The sequence below is a fragment of the Actinobacillus vicugnae genome (assembly GCF_901687125.1).
Lineage (GTDB): Bacteria > Pseudomonadota > Gammaproteobacteria > Enterobacterales > Pasteurellaceae > Actinobacillus > Actinobacillus vicugnae.
The window spans coordinates 135,874-158,151 of record NZ_CABFJY010000046.1 but is presented as its reverse complement, the minus strand read 5'-3'; the positions used below and the strand labels follow the sequence as shown (position 1 = coordinate 158,151).

General features: G+C 38.9%; 20 protein-coding genes. 11 read left to right on the top strand and 9 right to left on the bottom strand.

Translation table 11 applies throughout. The annotated features are described in order from the left end of the window. Positions 1 to 6: 6 nt before the first annotated feature. From mutM to ispB, 6 genes are all read right to left on the bottom strand, one after another. Positions 7 to 828 (bottom strand): bifunctional DNA-formamidopyrimidine glycosylase/DNA-(apurinic or apyrimidinic site) lyase, encoded by an 822-nt coding sequence (gene mutM / locus F8M47_RS09850; protein WP_150539902.1) that lies wholly within the window; start codon positions 826 to 828, stop codon positions 7 to 9. A 51-nt stretch (positions 829 to 879) separates the two neighbouring features. Next, positions 880 to 2,172: a branched-chain amino acid transport system II carrier protein gene (gene brnQ, locus F8M47_RS09845; protein WP_150539901.1), complete on the bottom strand. Its 1,293-nt coding sequence runs from the start codon at positions 2,170 to 2,172 to the stop codon at positions 880 to 882. A 135-nt stretch (positions 2,173 to 2,307) separates the two neighbouring features. Further along, positions 2,308 to 3,033 (bottom strand): 3-oxoacyl-ACP reductase FabG, encoded by a 726-nt coding sequence (gene fabG / locus F8M47_RS09840; protein ID WP_150539900.1) that lies wholly within the window; start codon positions 3,031 to 3,033, stop codon positions 2,308 to 2,310. A gap of 81 nt (positions 3,034 to 3,114) precedes the next feature. Then, the gene (gene fabD / locus F8M47_RS09835; RefSeq protein WP_150539899.1) at positions 3,115 to 4,050 is read right to left on the bottom strand and encodes an ACP S-malonyltransferase; all 936 of its coding nucleotides are present in this window, start codon (positions 4,048 to 4,050) and stop codon (positions 3,115 to 3,117) included. Between the two features lie 95 nt (positions 4,051 to 4,145). Next, a complete protein-coding gene (locus F8M47_RS09830; protein ID WP_150539898.1) occupies positions 4,146 to 4,889 on the bottom strand; it encodes an epoxyqueuosine reductase QueH in 744 nt (247 codons plus the stop codon). A gap of 37 nt (positions 4,890 to 4,926) precedes the next feature. Continuing rightward, positions 4,927 to 5,922: an octaprenyl diphosphate synthase gene (gene ispB, locus F8M47_RS09825; RefSeq protein WP_150539897.1), complete on the bottom strand. Its 996-nt coding sequence runs from the start codon at positions 5,920 to 5,922 to the stop codon at positions 4,927 to 4,929. 222 nt (positions 5,923 to 6,144) lie between these two features. On the opposite strand from ispB, the gene F8M47_RS09820 reads away from it, so the two are divergent. From F8M47_RS09820 to F8M47_RS09790, 7 genes are all read left to right on the top strand, one after another. Beyond that, on the top strand, positions 6,145 to 7,203 hold the full coding sequence (locus F8M47_RS09820) for an NAD(P)-dependent alcohol dehydrogenase (protein WP_150539896.1): 1,059 nt from the start codon (positions 6,145 to 6,147) through the stop codon (positions 7,201 to 7,203). 136 nt (positions 7,204 to 7,339) lie between these two features. Beyond that, entirely contained in the window at positions 7,340 to 7,891 is a 552-nt protein-coding gene (locus F8M47_RS09815) for an NADPH-dependent FMN reductase (RefSeq protein WP_150539895.1), read from the top strand. Positions 7,892 to 8,105: 214 nt separating this feature from the next. Then, positions 8,106 to 8,516, top strand: coding sequence for a DoxX family protein (locus F8M47_RS09810; RefSeq protein ID WP_150539894.1), 411 nt, complete (start codon positions 8,106 to 8,108; stop codon positions 8,514 to 8,516). A 390-nt stretch (positions 8,517 to 8,906) separates the two neighbouring features. Further along, complete coding sequence (rplU, locus tag F8M47_RS09805) at positions 8,907 to 9,218, top strand: 50S ribosomal protein L21 (RefSeq protein ID WP_005618624.1); 312 nt, start codon at positions 8,907 to 8,909, stop codon at positions 9,216 to 9,218. 20 nt (positions 9,219 to 9,238) lie between these two features. Further along, positions 9,239 to 9,496, top strand: coding sequence for a 50S ribosomal protein L27 (gene rpmA / locus F8M47_RS09800; protein ID WP_005621788.1), 258 nt, complete (start codon positions 9,239 to 9,241; stop codon positions 9,494 to 9,496). 35 nt (positions 9,497 to 9,531) lie between these two features. Then, the gene (locus F8M47_RS09795) at positions 9,532 to 10,509 is read left to right on the top strand and encodes a DMT family transporter (protein ID WP_425292575.1); all 978 of its coding nucleotides are present in this window, start codon (positions 9,532 to 9,534) and stop codon (positions 10,507 to 10,509) included. An 8-nt stretch (positions 10,510 to 10,517) separates the two neighbouring features. Further along, the gene (locus F8M47_RS09790) at positions 10,518 to 11,444 is read left to right on the top strand and encodes a DMT family transporter (RefSeq protein ID WP_150539892.1); all 927 of its coding nucleotides are present in this window, start codon (positions 10,518 to 10,520) and stop codon (positions 11,442 to 11,444) included. Between the two features lie 73 nt (positions 11,445 to 11,517). On the opposite strand, the gene cdd is transcribed toward F8M47_RS09790, so the two are convergent. Beyond that, positions 11,518 to 12,411, bottom strand: a complete 894-nt coding sequence (gene cdd, locus F8M47_RS09785) for a cytidine deaminase (protein ID WP_150539891.1) — start codon at positions 12,409 to 12,411, stop codon at positions 11,518 to 11,520. A gap of 158 nt (positions 12,412 to 12,569) precedes the next feature. Continuing rightward, entirely contained in the window at positions 12,570 to 12,920 is a 351-nt protein-coding gene (folB, locus tag F8M47_RS09780) for a dihydroneopterin aldolase (RefSeq protein WP_150539890.1), read from the bottom strand. An 81-nt stretch (positions 12,921 to 13,001) separates the two neighbouring features. Between folB and plsY the strand changes: the two genes are divergently transcribed. Beyond that, positions 13,002 to 13,604 carry a glycerol-3-phosphate 1-O-acyltransferase PlsY gene (gene plsY / locus F8M47_RS09775; RefSeq protein ID WP_150539889.1) on the top strand — a complete coding sequence of 201 codons (603 nt, stop codon included), beginning with the start codon at positions 13,002 to 13,004 and terminating at the stop codon, positions 13,602 to 13,604. Positions 13,605 to 13,985: 381 nt separating this feature from the next. Here the strand turns inward: plsY and pepN are convergent, their stop codons facing one another. After that, complete coding sequence (pepN, locus tag F8M47_RS09770) at positions 13,986 to 16,598, bottom strand: aminopeptidase N (RefSeq protein WP_150539888.1); 2,613 nt, start codon at positions 16,596 to 16,598, stop codon at positions 13,986 to 13,988. Between the two features lie 184 nt (positions 16,599 to 16,782). On the opposite strand from pepN, the gene F8M47_RS09765 reads away from it, so the two are divergent. From F8M47_RS09765 to mfd, 3 genes are all read left to right on the top strand, one after another. Further along, positions 16,783 to 17,028, top strand: coding sequence for a hypothetical protein (locus F8M47_RS09765; protein WP_150539887.1), 246 nt, complete (start codon positions 16,783 to 16,785; stop codon positions 17,026 to 17,028). 646 nt (positions 17,029 to 17,674) lie between these two features. Beyond that, entirely contained in the window at positions 17,675 to 18,544 is an 870-nt protein-coding gene (locus tag F8M47_RS09760) for a calcium-binding protein (protein WP_150539886.1), read from the top strand. Positions 18,545 to 18,661: 117 nt separating this feature from the next. Beyond that, on the top strand, positions 18,662 to 22,120 hold the full coding sequence (mfd, locus tag F8M47_RS09755) for a transcription-repair coupling factor (RefSeq protein ID WP_150539885.1): 3,459 nt from the start codon (positions 18,662 to 18,664) through the stop codon (positions 22,118 to 22,120). Positions 22,121 to 22,278 lie beyond the last annotated feature (158 nt).

The window sequence follows — 22,278 nt, the reverse complement described above, 5'->3', positions numbered from 1 at the left end:
GTTTTGTTAGTGAGGAAGCTTTTGGCAATGCGGGCAGAAATAACTATTACGTTGCCCAATCACTTTTGCTTCTATTGTGCTACCACAATCATTACAGGCTTCGCCTTTACGTCCGTAAACCTGCAACACTTGTGCAAAATAGCCAGGTTTGCCATCAGGTTGAATAAAGTCCTTAAGCGTTGTTCCACCTTGGATAATCGCTTTGGTTAGCACTTCTTTAATGACTTTCACCAATCGTTCACACTGCTTTTGCGTTAAATTTTGTGTAGCAAGTTCAGGGTGAATACCTGCCATAAATAATGATTCACAAGCGTAGATATTGCCAACGCCGACCACAATATCGTTGTTCATAATAAAGTTTTTAACAGCAACGGTTTTATTGCGACTCTTCTCAAATAAATAAACTACAGTAAAAGCCTCTGATAATGGTTCTGGGCCTAAACGAGAGATTAATTCATGTTGCTCTGCATTTGCAGCCCATAGCCAACAACCAAATTTACGTGGATCGTTATAACGCAGCACAGTGCCATCTTGCGTAATCAGATCAACATGATCGTGTTTCCCTGCAGTTTGTTGGTTTTCTTCCAGAATCCCCAGCGAGCCTGACATACCTAAATGAATTAAAATATCGCCTTTTGTGGTGTGTAAAATCAGATATTTAGCTCGCCGAGATAAACGTACAATTTCAGCGCCTTGCATCTGTTGTAATTCTGCTGAAATAGTCCAACGCAATTTAGGAGTGCGTGTGATAATTTGCTTAATGGTTTTACCTTGCAGATGAGGTTCTACGCCTCGTAAGCTGGTTTCGACTTCTGGTAATTCAGGCATTTTATTGCTCCTAAAACAGAGGCAGTGAATTCACTGCCTCAATATTGTACGTTATTTTTTATTTATTAGCGGGTGTAGACAGGCACCAATGACACAGCCAATTACCGTAAAAGGTAGCCATTCCATTGAATAGGCTTTCAGCGGTAAGTTTTCGGTGAATGTGAAGCCTGCAACCGATGCAATTGCAATGATGCTAACCAAAAATAGTGCAAAGCGTTGTGCAGTTAATGGTAATTTGATAACTAGATTTACCAATAGCATTAGGATAATCGTCATTGCGATTGGGTAAAGCACTAATAACACAGGAATTGATTTACTAATTACTTCTTTTAAGCCTTGGTTTGCAATGACAAAACTGATGATAGTAAAGAGTAACGCATACACTGTATAAGAAATACGAGGGAAAATATCGTGAAAATATTCGCTTACAGATACAGCTAAACCAACGGCGGTGGTTAAGCAAGCTAACGATACAATAATACCTAGAATTGCACGTCCTAATTCACCAAATGCTTCAGTGGTAATCGTATTTAAAATATAAGTCCCTAAATCTAAGTTTTTCTCAACAAGCATTGCGCTGGTTTCGGCACTGATTGGCATATTATTCCCAATCCAACCGAGTGAGATATAAATTACTGCAAGCGCTGTTGCTGCCACTAAAGCTGCTGAGATCGTTTGACGTTGTAAAGACGCATGGCTCACGCTTTTGCCTCGAATAGCATGTAGTACAATTACTGAGTATGCTAATGAAGCCAGCGCATCCATCGTTAGATAGCCGTCGATAACACCTTTAAAGAAGTACGGTTGCTCTGTACTTGGCATTGAGTTAATTATGCCATCATTGTTTAGTAAGAATACGGCCTTAACCACCAATGCAATAATCGCAATCAGTAACACTGGGGTTAAGATTGCTCCGATACGATCCACTACTTTAGTTGGATTTAAGGCGAGCCACAATACTAACGCAAAATAGATAAGTGTGAAGATCAGCAACGAAATTTGGCTTGCTTCACCAATAAAAGGCATCATTGCCATTTCATAAGCGGTTGCAGCCGTACGTGGGCCTGCAAAGAAAGGCCCGATTGAAAGGTAAATTGCAATTAAAAAGATTGCAGAAAACCAAGGGTGAATTTTATCTAATGCTGATTTATAACCACCGTTATAAAAAGCACTGACAATAATACCTAATAGTGGCAAACCAACGCCTGTTAATACGAAACCGATAATAGCAGGTATAAATTCACTACCGCTTTCATAACCTAGCTTTGGCGGAAAGATTAAATTTCCTGCCCCGAAGAAAATGGCGAACAGCATAAAGCCGACCACAAATGTATTTTTAGTCATATACATACCACACATTTCATTTGCTTTAATGGCAAATTACAAACACAAAAAATAAAATGGAAACCCGAAAAATAGAAATAGCAAACCGAACTCCACAAATGTAAAGTTCGGTTGAAAATAGACCGCTTGTGGCGGTTAGTTCATATATAAACCACCATTTACATGGATAGTTTCGCCAGTGATATATTTTGCATCATCACTTGCTAAGAATGCGACTGCTTTCGCAATATCTTGCGCAGAGCCTAATTGACCTGCTGGAATTTGGCTTAAGATCGCTTGTTTTTGATCTTCGTTTAACTCATCTGTCATATCTGTTGCGATAAAGCCTGGCGCAACCACATTCACCGTTACGCCACGCGAAGCAACTTCTTTTGCCAATGATTTAGAAAAACCAACTAAGCCCGCTTTTGCTGCACAGTAGTTTGTTTGACCTGGATTACCCATTGAACCAACGACAGAACCGATGGTTACAATACGACCGCCTTTTTTCATCATTGGACGTAATACCGCTTTAGATAAACGATAAACCGAAGTTAAGTTAGTTTGAATAATATCGAACCAATCTTCTTCTTTCATGCGCATTAATAAACCATCGCGTGTAATTCCTGCATTGTTTACTAAAATATCAATATCACCGAACTCTGCTTTAATTTGTGCAAGCACAGCTTCAATAGATTCAGCATCGGCAACGTTTAATACTAAGCCTTTACCATTTGTACCTAAATAAGCAGAAATACTTTCAGCCCCTTTTTCTGAAGTTGCTGTACCGATTACTGTTGCTCCTTTTGCTACCAATTCTTCTGCGATAGCTTTACCAATACCACGAGTTGCACCCGTTACTAATGCGATTTTACCTTGCATTGTGAATTTCCTTTTGTAGGGACACCTTGTTGGCATCCATCTTTTAGCAAAGAGCACGAAGTATCGTGCCCTACGATTTTATTAGGCTTCAACAGCGTCTAATGATGCAACATCATTTACTGCTTTAGCGGTCAATTCTTTCACGATACGACTAGCCAAGCCTGTTAATACCTTGTTTGGACCGATTTCGTAAAGGGTGGTTACACCTTCGTTTGCCATTTTTTCTACCGTTTCTGTCCAGCGAACAGGGCTATAAAGTTGGCGAACTAATGCATTACGAATTGCTTCGGCCTCAGTTTCTACAGTAACATCAACATTGTTGATCACTGGTACAACCGGTGTGTTTAACGTGATATTTTGCAACGCTTCGGCTAATTTATCTGCAGCGGGCTTCATTAATGCACAATGTGAAGGCACGCTTACTGCTAATGGTAATGCACGCTTAGCACCCGCTGCTTTACATAATTCACCTGCTTTTTCAGCAGCTGCTTTTGTACCTGCAATAACCACTTGTCCTGGGCTATTAAAGTTTACCGCTGAAACGATTTCGCCCAATTCTACTTGCGCTTGTTCACAGGCTTTGATAATTGATTCATTATCTAAACCGATAATTGCATACATTGCACCTGTACCTGCAGGAACCGCTTGTTGCATTGCATTACCACGTAATTCCACTAATTTGATCGCATATTGGAAATCTAATACGCCCGCACAAACTAATGCTGAGTATTCACCTAAGCTATGACCCGCCATTACAGACGGTTTTAGTTCTGGGTATTTTTGTTGCCATACACGATAGATTGCAACTGATGATGCTAACAGCGCTGGTTGCGTACGTTGTGTTTGACCTAAATCTTCTGCAGTACCATTTTGTACAAGATCCCAAAGATCGTAGCCTAAAACTTCTGAAGCTTGGCTAAAGGTTTCTTCCACGATAGGGAATGCGCTTGCAAGATCTGCTAACATTCCGACCGCTTGTGACCCTTGACCAGGGAATACCATTGCGAATTTTGACATTACGTAGTCCTCTTTTTAGTATTTTTGTTTAAATCTATATTGAGCATTTTATTTGTTATTTTTTTGGTGAAGCAAAGAAAAGTAACATAAAAAACTTAGTCTGGAGAATAATACAATTTACCGATTTCAATACGTTGGCGACCTGTTTTTAAGCGCCATTTGTTTGAATCACGCAGAGAATAAACACAGCCACAATATTCTTGTTGGTAGAAGCGCTCACGTTTACTGATTTCAATCATACGCTGTGAGCCACCATTTTTGCGCCAGTTGTAATCCCAATAAACTACATCATCAAATTTAGCTGCTGCACGGTGTCCGCAATCATTGATCTGATTCATATCTTTCCAACGAGAGATACCTAAGCAGCTAGTGTAAACAGGAAAGCCATTGTTATGCGCATATTCTGCCGCTTTCTCAAAGCGCATATCAAAGCACATCGTGCAACGAATACCACGCTCAGGCTCCCATTCCATCCCTTCTGCTTTTTTAAACCATTCACGGCGGTCATTTTCATAATCATCATCGAAATCAATAAATGGAATCCCCCATTTTTCAGCAAAGCGAATATTTTCTTCTTTGCGAATCAGGTATTCCTTCATTGGATGAATATTGGGATTATAGAAATAAATGGTAAATTCAATACCAGAAGCGTGAATCGCTTCCATTACTTCACCAGAACAAGGCGCACAGCAAGAGTGCAATAACAATTTGTTATGTCCATTTGGTAAAGTTAATTTTTCACGCACAAACGGCGCATTTGGATCTTTGCCTTTACGGGTGAGTTTTTTCTTCTGTTGTAAAGCTTGTTTATGTTCTAAGGGTTGTTGGTTTTCTGTCATGGCAAAAGTTCTAATAAAAAAATAACCGCTTGTTTACTTAATAACGGCGATCTACCGATAAATAAGCCAGAGAAATTAATGCTTGTTTGTATTCGCTATCTGGGAGCAATGCGAGGGCATCAACAGCTTTTTGCGCTTCTTGCTTAGCACGAGTCATTGCATATTCAAGAGATTGGTGTTCAGCCATAATCTCTAACACGGCTGGAATTTGCTCTCGTTCTCCGCCATTTTCAATTGCACTGCGAATCATATCCGCTTGCGCTTGGTTGCCTTTTGCTTGTGCAGCGTGCATTGCGTGCAGTAATGGTAAGGTTGGTTTGCCTTCAACAAAGTCATCACCGACATTTTTACCGAAGCTTTCTGCTTTTGCTGAATAATCTAAAATATCGTCAATTAATTGGAATGCGGTACCGAGGTAGCACCCGTAATTTTTGAGGGCAATTTCGACCGCTTGTTCCACATTAGCTACAATCGCTACACACTGTGTTGCAGCTTCAAATAAGCGAGCAGTTTTGTTGTAAATGACCCGCATATAATTTTGTTCGGTGGTATTTGGATCATTCACATTCATCAGTTGCTGCACTTCGCCTTCTGCGAGGGCATTCGTGGCAGCCGACATCACTTTTAACACTTCAAGTGAATCAACACTGGTCATCATTTGGAATGAACGCGTGTAAATAAAATCGCCGACTAATACGCTTGCCGCATTGCCAAATGTTGCATTTGCTGTTGCACGACCTCGGCGCATATCTGATTCATCAACCACATCATCGTGTAATAAGGTTGCGGTGTGAACAAATTCAATAAACGCCGCACAAGTAATGTGTTTGTTGCCTGTATAGCCCAAAGCATTGGCTGCTAGCACGGCAATTAGCGGACGAATACGTTTACCGCCACCTGCGATAATATAGTGACCTAATTGGTTGATTAAAACGACCTCAGAGTTTAGCTGAGCAAGAATTTCAGCATCTACAGCTTTCATATCTTGGCTTGCAAGCGCCTGAATTTGCTCAAGTGTTAATAGCGTTGTCATTGCGTTCTCATTCTTAAATGTGAAAATTTGGCGACAATTCTACCTTAAATCTGGCTAGCTTCAAAAAAGAATCGAAAATAAGCGGTTGAATTTTGCCCATTTTTTGCAATTCTCATTTTGTTCAGGTTTTCGAAATTATTAATTTCAGATTTGTTAATAATGAGCAGCGGAAAGTTTCCTATAATGATATAAATTTTAATCGATATATTAAGGAAGGCTAACATGACATTTAAAGTGAAAAGTTTCGCTGCATTAGATCCAAATTCGCCTTTGGCAAAACATATCATTGAGCGCCGTGAGCTTCGTCAAGATGATGTGGAAATTGACATTCTGTACTGTGGTGTTTGCCACTCAGATTTGCATATGGCAAAAAATGACTGGGGCTTTTCTAGCTATCCAATTGTACCTGGACACGAAATTGTTGGGCGAGTAGCTAAAGTTGGTAAAGATGTGACTAAATTTAAAGCGGGTGATTTAGTTGGTGTTGGCTGTATGGTGGACTCTTGTCAGCATTGTACGCCTTGCCAGCACGGTTTGGAGCAGTATTGCGAGAATGGTCGTATTGATACTTATGCTTCGGTTGATCCAAAAGACGGTATGCCAACTTTTGGTGGTTATAGTGAAAAAATTGTCGTAACTGAAAAATTCGTCTTAAAAGTGCCAGAAAGTTTAGATACCAAAGCGGTTGCACCACTACTTTGTGCGGGGATTACCACTTGGTCACCGTTACGTCATTGGAATGTAGGAAAAGGTACCAAAGTGGCTGTAGTTGGCTTGGGCGGCTTAGGCCATATGGCATTAAAATTAGCTAATGCGTTGGGGGCGGACGTTACGTTATTTAGTCGTAGTGCAGGTAAAGAGGCAGATGCTTTCCGTTTAGGTGCACATAAAGTCGTGATTTCAACCGATGAAACACAAATGGCGCAAGTGGCAAATAGCTTTGATGTGATTATTGATACTGTGCCTTATCAGCATGATCTTAAACCTTATATCAACACATTAACCTTAAACGGTACTATTGTACTGGTTGGTTTAGTGGGAGATTTAGAACCAAGTATCAGCACCGTTCCGCTTATTATGGGGCGTCGTTCGGTAGCAGGTTCACTGATTGGTGGTATCAAAGAAACGCAAGAAATGTTGGATTTCTGTGGTGAACATGGCATTACCTCTGATGTTGAAATGATTAATATTCAAAATATTAATCAAGCGTATGAACGTATGTTGAAATCTGATGTGAAATACCGTTTTGTAATTGATATGCAATCACTAAAACAGAGTTAATTCATTCATTTTTACTATTATTATTTCTTAATAGTAAATAGTTTATTCATTATTTTGTGACTAGTTATTCTTAGTAACTATCAGTAGAATAACGAGCGAAAATTTTATTTCATTCTATATAAAGGATAATTCATTTATGGCAAAGCAAATTGCAGTTCTTGTCGGTAGTGGTAGCAAAACCTCAATTAGCCAAATCGTGGCAAATCATCTTAAAACTATTGCACCTGCAAGCATTCAATTAAATTTGGTAAATATCGCTGATCTTCCGCTCTACGATCGTGATTTAGATGAAAATAGCCCAGAATCATATACGCGTTTACGTTCAGCAATTGAACAAGCAGACGGTGTATTGTTAATCACACCAGAGCATAATGGCGGTATGTCTGCAATGATTAAAAATGCGATTGATGTGGGTTCACGTCCAATGGGGCAAAGTAAGTGGTTAGGTAAACCAGCGGGTATCGTTTCTGTGGCAGCAGGTATGTCTGGTGGTGTACGTGCAGCAGATCAATTACGTATCGTAGCATCAGGCGCATTTATCAATATGCCAGTTGCGCCATTTGCAGCAAATGTAGGCGGTATTTTTAATGGCGTATTCAATGAAAACGGTGAAATCGTTTCAGAAGCAGTATTAGGTACATTAAAAGGCTTTATCGAAAGCTACGCTGATTTCGTGGCTAAATTCTAATCCTATTATTGATTAACCATTATCAATAAATTTGAAGTATAAGCGGTTTGTTTTTTGCAAAATTTTGCAAGAATTCAACCGCTTTTTTGTTAACTATTATTCACAAATTAGAAATAGTTTATTAATAAAAACGCTATTTATCTTCAAGTTAACGACCTATACAATGCGCACCTCTTTTATTTAGTATTATTATTTTGGTTTAAAGGAAAGCAAAATGAACTCAAACTTAGAAAAATTCACGCCATATGCATTAGCATTATTACGTATTGTTGCCGCTTATATGTTCTTATTACACGGCACAGCAAAATTCTTTGAATTCCCAGTATCAATGACTGGTGGTAACGGTTCGGTACCGCTTATGTCAATGTACGGTATTGGTGGTATCTTAGAAATCGCTGGCGGTATTTTATTAATCTTAGGTCTATTTACTCGCCCAGTCGCATTTTTACTTTCAGGTATGATGGCGTATGCGTATTTCTTTATGCACGCAAGCGCAGCAGATATTGCGTTACCTATTGTAAATAAAGGCGAATTAGCCTTGCTCTACTCAGTAGTATTCTTCTTATTAGTATTTGTTGGAGCAGGTGCATTTGCGTTAGACAATAAACGTACAAAAGCGAACTAATAAGGCTTTTAGTACATAAAAACAGAGAAGCGGTCGAATTTTACAAAAAAATTGTAAAATTGACTGCTTTTTTGTTGGTGCTTTTTTGTTATAATAACCACAACTAAAAATTGAGAGGGTGAAGTCTACGTTTATCGTAACCTAAATAAATTAAACGAAAAAACGGACAGGCTTTTTGGATAAATCCGAGTAAATACTAGTAAAAACAATGCTTATTTCCGTCTTTAAGGCTGAAAATCTAGTATAAAGAAAAATAACGCAGAATTTTTTCACTTTTTCTGCAAATCGTTCTTGCTCTTTGCATAGTTTTTGCGTAGAATTGACCACCTATTTTATATGAATTTAAGAGTGCCTAAGCAGAAGCGATTGGCACAAATTAGCGGAGTAAATATGTACGCAGTTTTCCAAAGTGGCGGCAAACAACACCGAGTAAGCGAAGGTCAAGTAGTTCGTTTAGAAAAACTTGAAATTGCAACTGGTGAGAAAGTTGAATTCGACTCAGTGTTAATGGTCGTTAATGGTGAAGATGTTAAAATTGGTGCACCAGTAGTTGCTGGTGCAAAAGTAGTGGCTGAAGTTGTAGCGCAAGGTCGTGGCGATAAAGTGAAAATCGTTAAGTTCCGTCGTCGTAAACACAGCCGTAAACAACAAGGTCATCGTCAGTGGTTCACAGAAGTGAAAATCACTGGGATTCAAGCATAATTTCAGAGGAGATCAAGTAGATGGCAACTAAAAAAGCTGGTGGTTCAACTCGTAACGGTCGTGATTCTGAAGCTAAACGCCTTGGTGTTAAACGTTTTGGTGGCGAGTCTGTATTAGCAGGTAGCATCATCGTTCGTCAACGTGGTACTAAATTCCACGCTGGTAGCAATGTTGGTATGGGTAAAGACCACACTTTATTCGCAACTGCTGACGGTAAAGTTAAATTTGAAGTGAAAGGTGAGAAAAACCGTAAATACGTAAGCATCGTTGCTGAGTAATTCATTTCAATCAAATTTAAAATAAAACCCCACAAATGTGGGGTTTTTTCTTATCTTTTTCCAACCTCACAATATTTATGAAAAAACAACCTTTGCTCGGTTTTCTATTCTCTTTAATTGCTATTCTTATGTGGGGAATGTTACCTCTTGCCATTAAACAAGTTTTAAAATCTCTCGATTCGCAAACCATTGTTTGGTTTAGGTTTTTAGTCGCTACGATTGGTGTGTTTGCCATGCTAGCTATTGCAAAAAAATTACCAAATTTGACCGCTTTCTTCGGCCAATATCGCTGGTTATGGCTGATTGGTGTTATTGGACTATCTTGTAACTTCTTTTTATTTAATCTTGCACTAAATTATATTCCTGCTGCAACCAGTCAAGTGCTTAGCCCACTTTCTTCTTTTGTTATGATTTTACTCGGGGTAGTGCTATTCAAAGAGCAGATTGGTATTCATCAAAAAATTGGTTTTGTATTGGTGGTAACAGGGCTGATGATGTTCTTTAATAATCGCTTTGCAGATTTAGTCGCAATGAATAGTTATGCTTATGGCGTGTTACTAGGTATTTGCGCAAGCTTGATTTGGATTGGTTACAGCTTATCGCAGAAAATAATGTTGGCAAATTTTAGTTCTCAACAAATTTTATTGCTGATTTATTTGGGCTGTACCTTAGTATTTACTCCTTTTGCACATATCAGTGAATTAGCTCGCTTAAATTTAGTAGCCTGGGGCTGGCTCGCTTTTTGTGGCATAAATACCGTAATTGCTTATGGCTGTTATGCGGAAGCACTTAATCGCTGGGAGGTCTCAAAAGTGAGTTTAATGATGACGCAAATCCCGATTTTAACCATTATGCTAACTGCATTAAGCCATTGGCTTTCACCTGAATTATTTGAAGCGCCTGATCTAAACGGATTAAGCTATATTGGCGCAGTTACCGTGGTTTCTGGTGCGATGCTTTCTGCCATTGGGCATAAGCTTTTCTATCGTAATCAATTACGTTCAAAACTGTAGGAAATAAGATGACACAAAGACCTTTACTTGGATTTTCGCTTGCTTTATTAGCAACCGCCACTTGGGGCTCATTACCAATGATGGCACAACAAGTTCTCAAATATATGGACGCACAGACATTAGTTTGGAGTCGCTTTGTTGTGGCTGCTGTGGTAATAGTTTTCGTCTTGTTTATTACGCGTCGTTTACCAAAACTTACTGAGCTTAGCTTAAAAGATTGGGGCTGGTGTGTCTTGGGAGTGATTGGGCTTTCTATTAATTTTGTATTATTTGCGGATGCACTTAACTATATTTCACCCACGACAAACCAAGTTTTATGGCAGTTAGCGCCATTTTCGATGATTTTATGCGGTGTTTTATTTTTTAAAGAAGAATTGAAATTTTTCCAGAAAATAGGCTTTGCTCTATTAATTATTGGTTTGATCGCATTTTTTAATGATCATTTTGATCAAATTTTACAATTTGATACCTATGCATGGGGCATTTTGCTTGGTGCGGGAGCAAGTACCATTTGGGTAATGTACGGCATTGCTCAAAAATTATTACTGAAAAAATTAAATTCTCAGCAAGTGTTAATGGTGATTTATATCGGCTGTAGCTTTTTGCTTGCACCACTTTCTACGCCGAGCCAATTAGTGAGCCTTAGTGGCTTTCCATTGATTTGCTTTATTTATTGTTGTTGTAATACGTTGATTGGCTATGGGGCTTATAGCGAGGCGTTAAATCATTGGGATACTTCCAAAGTAAGTGTAGTAACCACTATGATTCCAATTTTCACTATGTTATTTGCTTTGATAGGGCATCATTTTTTCCCAAATACGTTTGCAAATCCAGATATGAATTTTATCAGTTATATTGGTGCATTTATCGTGGTACTTGGTGCCATGTTAGCTGCTGTTGGCGATAAATTTTTTGCAAAAAAATTAGAAAAATAGCTATCTGTATTTGTGTTCTTTCAAATAAAAAAAGTGATGAAACTCACTATTTCATCACTTTTTTAATTTCAAATTATACTGCTATATATTCTATGTCTAAATGTAGTAGCGTTTGCGACAGCTCTTCAGTTATACCTCGATGACTTAACACAGCTTGCTTTTCAGCCATTACAATTCGGGTGATTTTTTCGTCTAATAAACCGCTTAAACGACGATAATTTAAGGCACTTTGCAATGGCAAAAAGCTTGGGTTGAATGCGGCATTTTCGGCATAACGCCCTGTGATAACTTGTTCACCCACTTGTAATGCAATACCGCTCATTGCTTGGCTATATGGTGCGTAAGATTGCTGTGCTGCGACAATTGCAGCTTGTGTAAGAGGATCAGTTGATGGCTCAAAAGTATGGTGTTGCGCATCAAAAAGCACTTGAGTGATATTTAAATCTGTTGGACCAAAAGAATCAGGCAGATAGTTGTGTAGCAGGTTATTTTGGCTATGTGGTAAATGAATTTTTAGCGTTTTCGCAGTGTTTAATTCATTCATAAATTGGCGACAGTGACCACAAGGGGTATGGTTTACGATCATATCTTGAATAGACTGTTCACCAGCTAACCAAGCATGCATAATTGCACTTTGCTCTGCGTGTATGGTTTGTTGCATCGCAGTTGCTGAAAATTCTTGGTTTGCGCCAAAATAAAAATTACCTGATACACCAATTGCCACCGCACCTACATAAAAATTGGATACAGGAACAAGTGCATAACAAGCAGCAAGCGGTAAACAGTGGAGTGCTAATTCAACGGGAGAAAGCTCAAATTGTTCACTCCATGTTTGGATCTGTGTACCAGAAAATTTTGCTCGATAATTTTGAGCTTTGAGCTGATTGGAAATTGTTGTGATGATTGGATTGTTTTGTTCCAAGACGGTTTTTTCTAGTCGTGCTTGGAGTGCAAATAAAGTAGCCATGCTATTCTCCTTTGTTTGACGGGGCGTTATTATACTTGTAAATCAGCAGAGTTGATGTGATCAAGATCGCACTAATACGAAGAAATGCACAGATTGCTCTATTTAACAGCAAACTGTTGAATAATACAGCAAGGCTACTTTGGAAATTGTGAATAGCGTTAACGGCGCTCAACAATTACACCTACACTAGTTGCTTGTGCAACCGCTTTAGGCTTATGTAATTCAATTTTAAGCGTTTTAATACCGTAGGTTTTTTGCAATAAATCCGCAACTTGATGCGCAACTGTTTCTACGAGTTTAAATGGCTTGGATTCGACAAATTTTAGAATGCTTTCGGAAACTTCTGCATAGTTTAAACAATATTGCACATCATCTGTTGCCGCAGCTAAGCTGAAATCCCATTCCATTTCGATATTAAATACTAAGCGTTGCTTAATTGTATGTTCCCAATCGTAAGCGCCAATTGAAGCGAAAGCGGTCAGCTCCTGAATAAAAACCTTGTCTGCCATTTTAGTTTTCCTTATTTGTGATAACATTCACGGAAATATAGCATACAAGCGAATTAGCCCCTAGCCATCCGAGGAATATTTATGAATCTCAGCGCTTATTTACTCATTCTCGTTGCCTATTTATTCGGTTCGATTTCCAGCGCCATTATTTTTTGTCGTTTAGCAGGTTTACCTGATCCAAGAGAAAATGGTTCACATAATCCTGGAGCGACCAATGTGCTACGCATCGGCGGCAGGATCTCTGCATTGGGTGTATTATTGTTTGATATTTTAAAAGGAGCTGTGCCTGTATTAATCGCCTTTCAGCTTGGTTTAGTGCCCTCTGAAATCGGTTTTATTGCTTTAGCTGCTTGCTTAGGGCATATTTTCCCCATTTTCTTTCAATTTCGTGGTGGAAAGGGCGTGGCAACGGCATTTGGTGCATTGTTACCGATTAGCTCGTTAGTGGCGGGAGCAGGTTTATGTAGCTGGCTAATTGTATTTCTACTTTGTGGCTACTCATCGCTAAGTGCGGTAGTTACAGGGTTAGTGATGCCGTTTTATGTCTGGTGGTTTAGACCTGAATTTACCTTCCCTGTAGCGTTAGTATGTTGTTTACTCGTTTACCGTCATCACGATAATATTCAGCGCCTGTGGCGGGGACAAGAAGAAAGAATATGGGATAAGTTGAAGTTAGGTAAGTAAATTTATTTACAAGCGGTCGTTTTTTGAGTGACTTTTGGCAAATCAGAAAAACGACCGTTTTTATTTGTCCTTTATTTACATGACTTCAAACCAATGAAAAAGCTTAATCCTGTAGTGAATTAAGCTTTTATTAGAAGTATTGTATGTATGTAAGATTGCTTTAAAGAACTTGGTTTAACCTCAACCTCCTGCATCAGTTAAATCAAGTGTTGAACGTTTATGAACATCCGTTCATTTTTTCAAAGCTCAGCCATTATAGCCCAAAAAAATAATTTGAAAATACCCCTATTGCAAATATAGCCTTTCTTTTTAGTAAATAATAAAAAAGTCAGGTGAGCTATTATAAATTTAATCCAATGATATAGATTATGGTCAATAATATTAATGTAAGGCTTTCTCTATTTTTTCAAAAAGGTCTCGAGCAAGGTTATCTAAGCCTCTTAATCGTTCTAAGCCACGTCTCATCAGGGTTTGACGCTGATTATCATAACGAGATAATTTAATTAATGGCTCAATTAAACGCGCCGCAACCTGTGGATTTGTTTCGTTGAGTTTAATTAAAACATCTACAAGGAAACGGTAACCAGAACCATCAATTGCGTGGAATGCTTTAGGAGTCTGACCACAAAATGCTCCGACCAATGAACGCAATCTATTTGGGTTGTTAAAGTTAAAACTACGGTGATTTAACAAACCTTGTACGATTTCAAGCACATTATCATCAGGGCGTGTTGCTTGGAGCATAAACCATTTATCCATCACTAACCCATCGTGATGCCATTTTTCTTCAAAATCAGCCAGTAATTGATCACGACAAGGTAACTGTGCTTTGGTCGCAGCCGAAAGTGCGGCTAACGTATCTGTCATATTATCTGCTTGGCGGTAATGACTGAATGTAAGTGAATTGCCTAAATCGGTAAACGCTAAATAAGATAAACATACATTGCGTAACGCACGTTTTGCCATATCTTCAGCCACAACTTGGTAAGTACCACATTTATTGTGAATATAAATTTCATGTAGGCGATCACGTAGTGTTTCTGCAATTGCTCTTAGCATAAATTCACGTACGATAGCGATACCGTTTGGATCGATAACCTTAAACAGTTCAGCAAATTCCGTTTCTTTTGGCAAGGTCAGCATTAAAGCGGTCAATTCTGCATTATGATTTGCATTATCTAATAAATAAGTAAGCGCTTCGGTTAGTTCTGCTGAAAATGCCAGCGCTTCACCTGATTGATAGCGCGATAAATTATGACGTAGCTCATTATTAAATAAGGTTTGTGCTGCATCCCAACGCACGAAATCATTTTTAGCAAATTTAAGTAACGTAATCAGCTGTTCATTGCTATAGTTATAATCTAGACGTACAGGCGCAGAGAAATCGCAGAGTAGCGCAGGCACTGGTTGCTGCATAACGTTATGAAACTCGAAAGTTTGCTGTTCTTGCAATACGTTTAATACGTTGTGTTGGGTTGCCCCTTCAAATTGTAATTCAATTGGTTCACCAGTTTGTTCAGCATATAACTCAAGTTTAAGCGGAATATGTAAGTTTACTTTTTCTAACTGATCCGCAGTTGCAGGGGTATGTTGTGCAACGTGTAAACGGTAAATGTGCTGTTCTGTATCATATTCATCATTCACACTTAGTTCTGGTGTACCAGATTGGCTATACCAACGGCGGAATTGGGTTAAATCAATGCCCGATGCTCGCTCCATGGCTGAAACAAAATCTTCGCAAGTCGCGGCTGAACCATCATTTTCAGCAACATACAATTGCATACCTTGTTGGAATTTTTCTTCGCCTAATAAGGTGTGAATCATACGAATCACTTCAGCCCCTTTTTCATATACGGTAACTGTATAGAAGTTATTCATTTCAATTACTTTTTCTGGGCGAATCGGGTGTGCCATTGGGCTGGCATCTTCAGCAAATTGTACCGCTCGTAATAAACGCACATCTTCAATACGTTTAGCAGGACGTGACCATAAATCTGAGGTGAATTCTTGATCACGAAAAACAGTTAGACCTTCTTTTAAACTTAATTGGAACCAATCCCGACAAGTAATACGGTTGCCTGTCCAGTTATGGAAATATTCGTGGGCAATCACGCTTTCAATATCTAAGTAGTCGGTATCGGTTGCCGTTTCAGGTTTTGCCAATACAAATTTAGAATTGAACACATTTAAACCTTTGTTTTCCATTGCTCCCATATTAAAGAAATCGACCGCTACAATCATATAAATATCTAAATCATATTCCAGTCCAAAGCGATCTTCATCCCATTTCATTGAGCGTTTTAAGCTTTCCATTGCCCAGCTAGCACGATCTAAATTGCCACGATCCACATAGATCTCTAAGGCTACTACACGACCACTCTTCGTAGTGAATTTATCTTGTAGCAAATCAAAATCGCCAGCCACTAAAGCAAACAGATAACTTGGTTTTAAGAATGGATCTTCCCATTCCACCCAATGACGACCATCAGGCAAATCGCCTTGTGCGATACGGTTACCATTTGAAAGTAAGAACGGGTATTTCGCTTTAGAAGCGGTGATTTTTGTACGATATTTTGCAAGCACATCAGGGCGGTCTAGCATATACGTAATTTGGCGGAAGCCTTCGGCTTCACACTGAGTACAAATGCCATCACCCGATTGGTATAAGCCTTGTAGCGAAGTATTTTGTGCTGGGTTTAAACCTGTTTCGATTTGCAATTCAAATTTGTCATCAGCAATATGACTAACATCAATTGTGAGCGATTCATCATCTTTCTCAAAATGCGGATAAGCCTCGCCATTCAGTTTTAGCGAAAGGAAATCAAAGCTATGCCCATCTAAACGCAAGTGTGTTGCACCTGTAGTTTTACGTTCTACAGTTAAATTGGAGCTAACAAAGGTTCTATCGGGATCGAGTTGGAAATCAAGAGAAATGTCTGTAATCGTAAAATCGGGTGCGCGATAATCTTTTCTATATTTTGCTTTAGGTTGCATAATGTTGTCCTTAATTAATGTGGCAGGATAGTACTCGCCGAGAGATGTCGCTACATTCTACTAAAAGCTTGCAAATTTTCCAAAAAATCTGACCGCTTGTTTTGTATCCATGAACTTATATTTTTGTTAGTCGAATGGTGAGGACTTGATTAGACTGAACATTTAAAGTGGGTTATCAAAAATATTGTTTCTATTTACAATTAGCCCCCCAGATACAAACACTCAAGGCGAAATTCTTGATTTTGCTGATTACACCATTCTTTCTTCAACCAGCCAAAAACAAAAAATAGATAGCAATAAAATTGTCTCAGCCAAACAATCTAATATTTTAGGTTCTGAAAATAATGGAACGCTAAATGGTGCTGATTTGGTTAGCATTAATGTCTATTTTAATCCACTCGATAAACATCAAAAATTAGCATTGGCATGAGGTCATTAGTAAGCCAAATCCTTATTTTTAGTATAATAAAATCATCACTCATATTAATGGCACTTTTTATATTTATAACACTATGCTAAATGCTGTCCTAAATTCAGCACCAGCATAATGCTTTGGAAGGGGGTTAGGAAATGATATTTATATCTTTGAAGGAGTATTTGGCTACAATATTATTGCTAATTTTGGAAATGTAGGATAAAGACATATGGATGTTTAAAGACTTACGATTTGACGCTGTAACTATTCAGCTTGAATAGAAATAATTTACTGATCACAGACAGTACAAAAGCAGGAAATTATATGGAAATCGTAGATTATGTGATTAATCTTGCAAATAGAATTGTACAATTTAATTTTAGTGACGATTATGCTTCAATTTCGGTTGATTACAATAATTCATTTAAATATCAAGTTAATATTAATGTAATTTAAGTGAAATTATTTCATATGAAATATGTAACAATTTATTTCAAATTTTATTCATATTGATTTTAATTTGAATTATTTTATTTATTTTGTAAACTTATTTTTATATAAATTTACCTAGGGTAAAAAATACACGATAAAGTCTAGTATATAATTCCTGATGCAAATTTAATTAAATTTGCATGAGTTAATTTATATTAGGAGAAAGAATATGTATATCGCACGCATTTCACATATAGTAAATCTTAAAAGTTTCGTAAGTTCACTTTTTAATATTTATGGTAAAGTGATTTACAAGCCGACTATTAGTTACCAAAATAAATTTGGTTTAATATATTATCAGAAACCAGTTAAACCTGATTTCGAAACACAAAAACCAATTGAGCCACAAAAACCAATTGAGCCACAACAACCAATTGAGCCACAACAACCAATTGAGCCACAACAACCAATTGAGCCACAACAACCAATTGAACCGCAACAACCGATTGATCCACAAGAACCAAACTGTGGTTGTCCAGAAGATGATGCTCCAACTCCACCATGGGAGGCAGATCACGTAATTTATGGTGATGAATGTGACAACGTACTTTGTGGTACAGAAGAAAAAGATATGATCGACGGTGGTGCAGGTAACGACACGTTATACGGCTTTGGTGGTCACGATAACTTATTTGGTGGCGAAGGTAATGACATATTAGTGGGTGGGTTAGGCGATGGCGATTACTTATCTGGCGGTGTAGGTAACGATACTTATATCTTCAGTGGTAATTATGGTCACGATGTTGTTGCAGATAAAGGTGCTGCAAGCGATTTCGATGTAATCAGATTCACTGATTTAAATACAGATGAAGTAACATTCAGCCTTAAAGGCAGCAATTTATTGATTACAGATACTACAAATGAAGGTAACTTTATTGAAGTGGTGAACTACCTCAATGACAGTGCGAATTCAATTGAACAATTTGATTTCAAAGATGGTAGTGCAACTGTTGATGTGGTTTATAACGCTAATGGTTCTTGCGATATTTGTGTTTCATATACCTCATTACAACAAGAGCAAGTAACTTTCTACGCTTAATTTGATATACAATCATGAATAAAGGGGGGGAGCTCCCTCCTTTTATGATTATCGATTTTGTAAAAATAGGGCTTTGGGCTACAATATTTGCAAATTTTTTCACAAAATCGACCGCTTATGTCACTTATTCAATTCAATTTACCGCTTATTGCTCAGCAACAAGGTGGAAAATTCCAAGATCATCAAACGCTCGGTAATTTAATCGGGCATTCCGACACACTCGTTATTGCCGAAGCAGCTGCACAATTTAAAGGTTTAACCGTTGTTGTCACACCTGATACCCGAACTGCTTTGCGCCTTGAAAAAGCACTAAAACAGTTTAGTAATTTACCCGTTTCACTATTCCCCGATTGGGAAACGCTTCCTTACGATAATTTTTCGCCTCATCAAGATATTATTTCCGCACGTCTTTCGGCGTTATTCCATTTGCAACAGGGCAATAAACAGATTTTTCTATTGCCAATTAGCACGCTTTTACAAAAAGTTTGCCCGCCGAGTTACCTTGCGAACAATGTACTTTTGATCAAAAAAGGCGACCGCTTTTCGATTCAATCGTTACGTTTACAGCTTGAAAATGCAGGCTATCGTGCGGTGGAACAGGTGCTGGAATATGGCGAATATGCGGTGCGTGGGGCATTACTTGATCTTTACCCAATGGGAGCAGACAGCCCATTCCGCTTGGATTTTTTTGATGATGAAATTGATTCAATCCGCACATTTGATGTGGATAGCCAACGCACGATTGCGGAAATCACGGAAATTAATTTATTACCTGCGCATGAATTCCCAACCGATAGCCACGGGATCGAGCATTTTCGTAGTAAATTTCGTGAACAATTCGGTGAAATCCGCCGTGAGCCAGAACATATTTATCAGCAAGTGAGTAAAGGGATTTTAAACGCTGGGATTGAATATTGGCAGCCACTTTTCTTTGATGAAATGGCGAGCTTGTTCGACTATTTGCCTGAAAACACGCTGTTTATCACCTTTGATGGTATTGCTGAAAAAGCTGAGCAATTCCATAAAGATACTGTACAACGTTATGAAAGCCGACGAGTGGATCCAATGCGGCCGTTACTTCCGCCTGAAAAACTATGGTTTTTCACGGACGAAGTTAATCGAAGCTTGAAAGGCTATCCACGTTTGACGATTAGTGCAGACAAAGTGCGAAAATCGACCGCTAAGCAAAATGCGAATATCAAGGCATTACCTGCGGTAGCATTGCAATCTGGGCAAAAAGAACCGTTTGCGCAATTGTTGCAATTTCAACAAACATTCAGTGGAAACATTGTATTTTCAGTAGAAAGTGAAGGACGACGCGAAACTTTACTCGAATTGCTTTCACCGTTAAAAATTAAACCAAAACAGATAAAAAATTTGGCGGAGATTGAGTCGCAAATTTCTTTAATTATTTCACCGCTTGATCAAGGTTTTATTGTAGAGTCGAATAGCATTTGCCCTGATGAGATAGCCATTATTTGCGAAACGGATCTGTTAGGCGAAAAAGTCCAGACCAAACGCACCGAGAAAAATCGTAAAACCGTTAATCCTGATACGCTAATTCGCAATCTTGCTGAGCTGAAAATTGGGCAAGCGGTGGTGCATTTAGAAAATGGTGTAGGGCGTTATGCGGGGCTAACAGTACTCGACGCTGGTGGCATTAAGGCTGAATACCTTGTATTACATTATGCGAATGAAGCGAAGCTGTATGTGCCTGTTGCCTCGTTGCACTTGATTTCTCGCTATATTGGCGGGGCGGATGAAACCGCTCCACTGCATAAACTCGGTTCGGAAGCGTGGGCGAAAACCCGCCAAAAAGCCGCGGAGAAAATCCGTGATGTGGCGGCGGAATTGCTTGATGTGTATGCCAAACGAGAATCGCAAAAAGGCTTTGCATTCGTCTACGATCGAGAAAGTTTTATGCAATTTGCCAGCACTTTCCCATTTGAAGAAACCGAAGATCAGAAAATGGCAATTAATGCAGTTATCAGCGATATGTGCTTACCAAAAGCAATGGATCGCTTAGTATGCGGAGATGTTGGCTTTGGTAAAACTGAAGTAGCAATGCGAGCCATTTTCTTGGCGGTGGAAAATCATAAACAAGTTGCGGTACTGGTGCCAACCACCTTGTTAGCGCAACAGCACTTTGAAAATTTCAAAGATCGTTTTGCTAATTATCCGATTAACGTGGAAGTGCTTTCTCGTTTCAAAACCGCCAAAGAGCAAAAAGCGATTTTAGCGAAAGTTGCAGAGGGTAAAGTGGATATTTTGGTCGGTACACACAAACTTCTGCAAGAGGATGTGCAATTCCGTGATCTTGGCTTGCTGGTAATTGATGAAGAGCATCGTTTTGGCGTGCGTCAAAAAGAGAAAATCAAACAGTTGCGTGCTAATGTCGATATTCTTACCCTAACAGCCACACCAATTCCGAGAACGCTTAATATGGCGTTAAACGGAATGCGTGATCTATCAATTATTGCAAGTCCTCCAGCGCGTCGTTTGACCATTAAAACCTTTGTTCGTCAGTACGATGATTTAGTGGTGCGAGAGGCAATTTTGCGTGAAATTTTGCGTGGTGGACAGGTTTACTATTTGCATAACGATGTGGCGACTATTGAAAACTGTGCAGCAAAATTAGCCGAACTAGTACCAGAAGCGCGAATTGTGATTGGACATGGGCAAATGCGTGAGCTAGAGCGTGTAATGAGCGATTTTTATCATCAACGCTTTAATTTATTAGTTTGTTCGACCATTATCGAAACAGGGATTGATGTCCCGAGTGCAAACACGATTATTATCGACCGTGCCGACAAATTTGGTTTAGCACAGTTACACCAATTGCGTGGGCGAGTGGGACGTTCACACTATCAAGCGTATGCCTATTTGCTGACTCCGCATCCGAAAATGCTCACTAAAGATGCACAGCAACGCTTGGAAGCACTAAGTTCAATTGAGAATCTCGGCGCTGGTTTTGTGCTTGCGACCCATGATTTAGAAATTCGAGGTGCGGGTGAACTACTCGGTTCGGAGCAAAGCGGGCAAATCGAAAGCATCGGTTTCTCACTTTATATGGACTTGCTTGAAAATGCAGTGCAAGCGTTGCAAGAAGGGCGTGAGCCAACACTTGATGAAATTACTCAAAGTCAGCTTGAAGTTGAATTACGTGTGCCAGCCTTGTTGCCAGATGATTATGTACCCGATGTGAATATGCGTTTATCATTCTATAAACGTATTGCAAGTAGTGAGAGTGCAGAAGCATTGAAAGATCTCAAAGTGGAATTGATCGACCGTTTCGGCTTATTGCCTGAGGCAACCCAAAATCTGTTCCAAATTACCCAACTTCGCCACCTTGCCAGTCCACTTGGTTTGAAGAAGATAGAGGCGGGCATCAATGGCGGTTATTTGGAATTTAAACCTACGGCACAACCTGATCCGATGAAGTTCTTGCAATTGATTCAATCTGACAAAAATGTTTATAAATTTGAAGGGGCACAAAAATTCCGCTTTAATTTACCGCTTGCAGACAACAAAGCAAGACTTGAGTTTGTGGAAGAATTGATCAGGAAGCTGGTTTAATGGCGGCATGCAGGCGGTCTAATTTTGTGAAATTTTAGCAAATTTTCGTCAATTGGATTGAATTTTCGCCTAACGAAAGTTTTTTTGAAATTTGTGTTTGACAACTTTTCAAAAATCCCTAAAATACGGCACATAAATCGCTACGCAATTACGTAGCG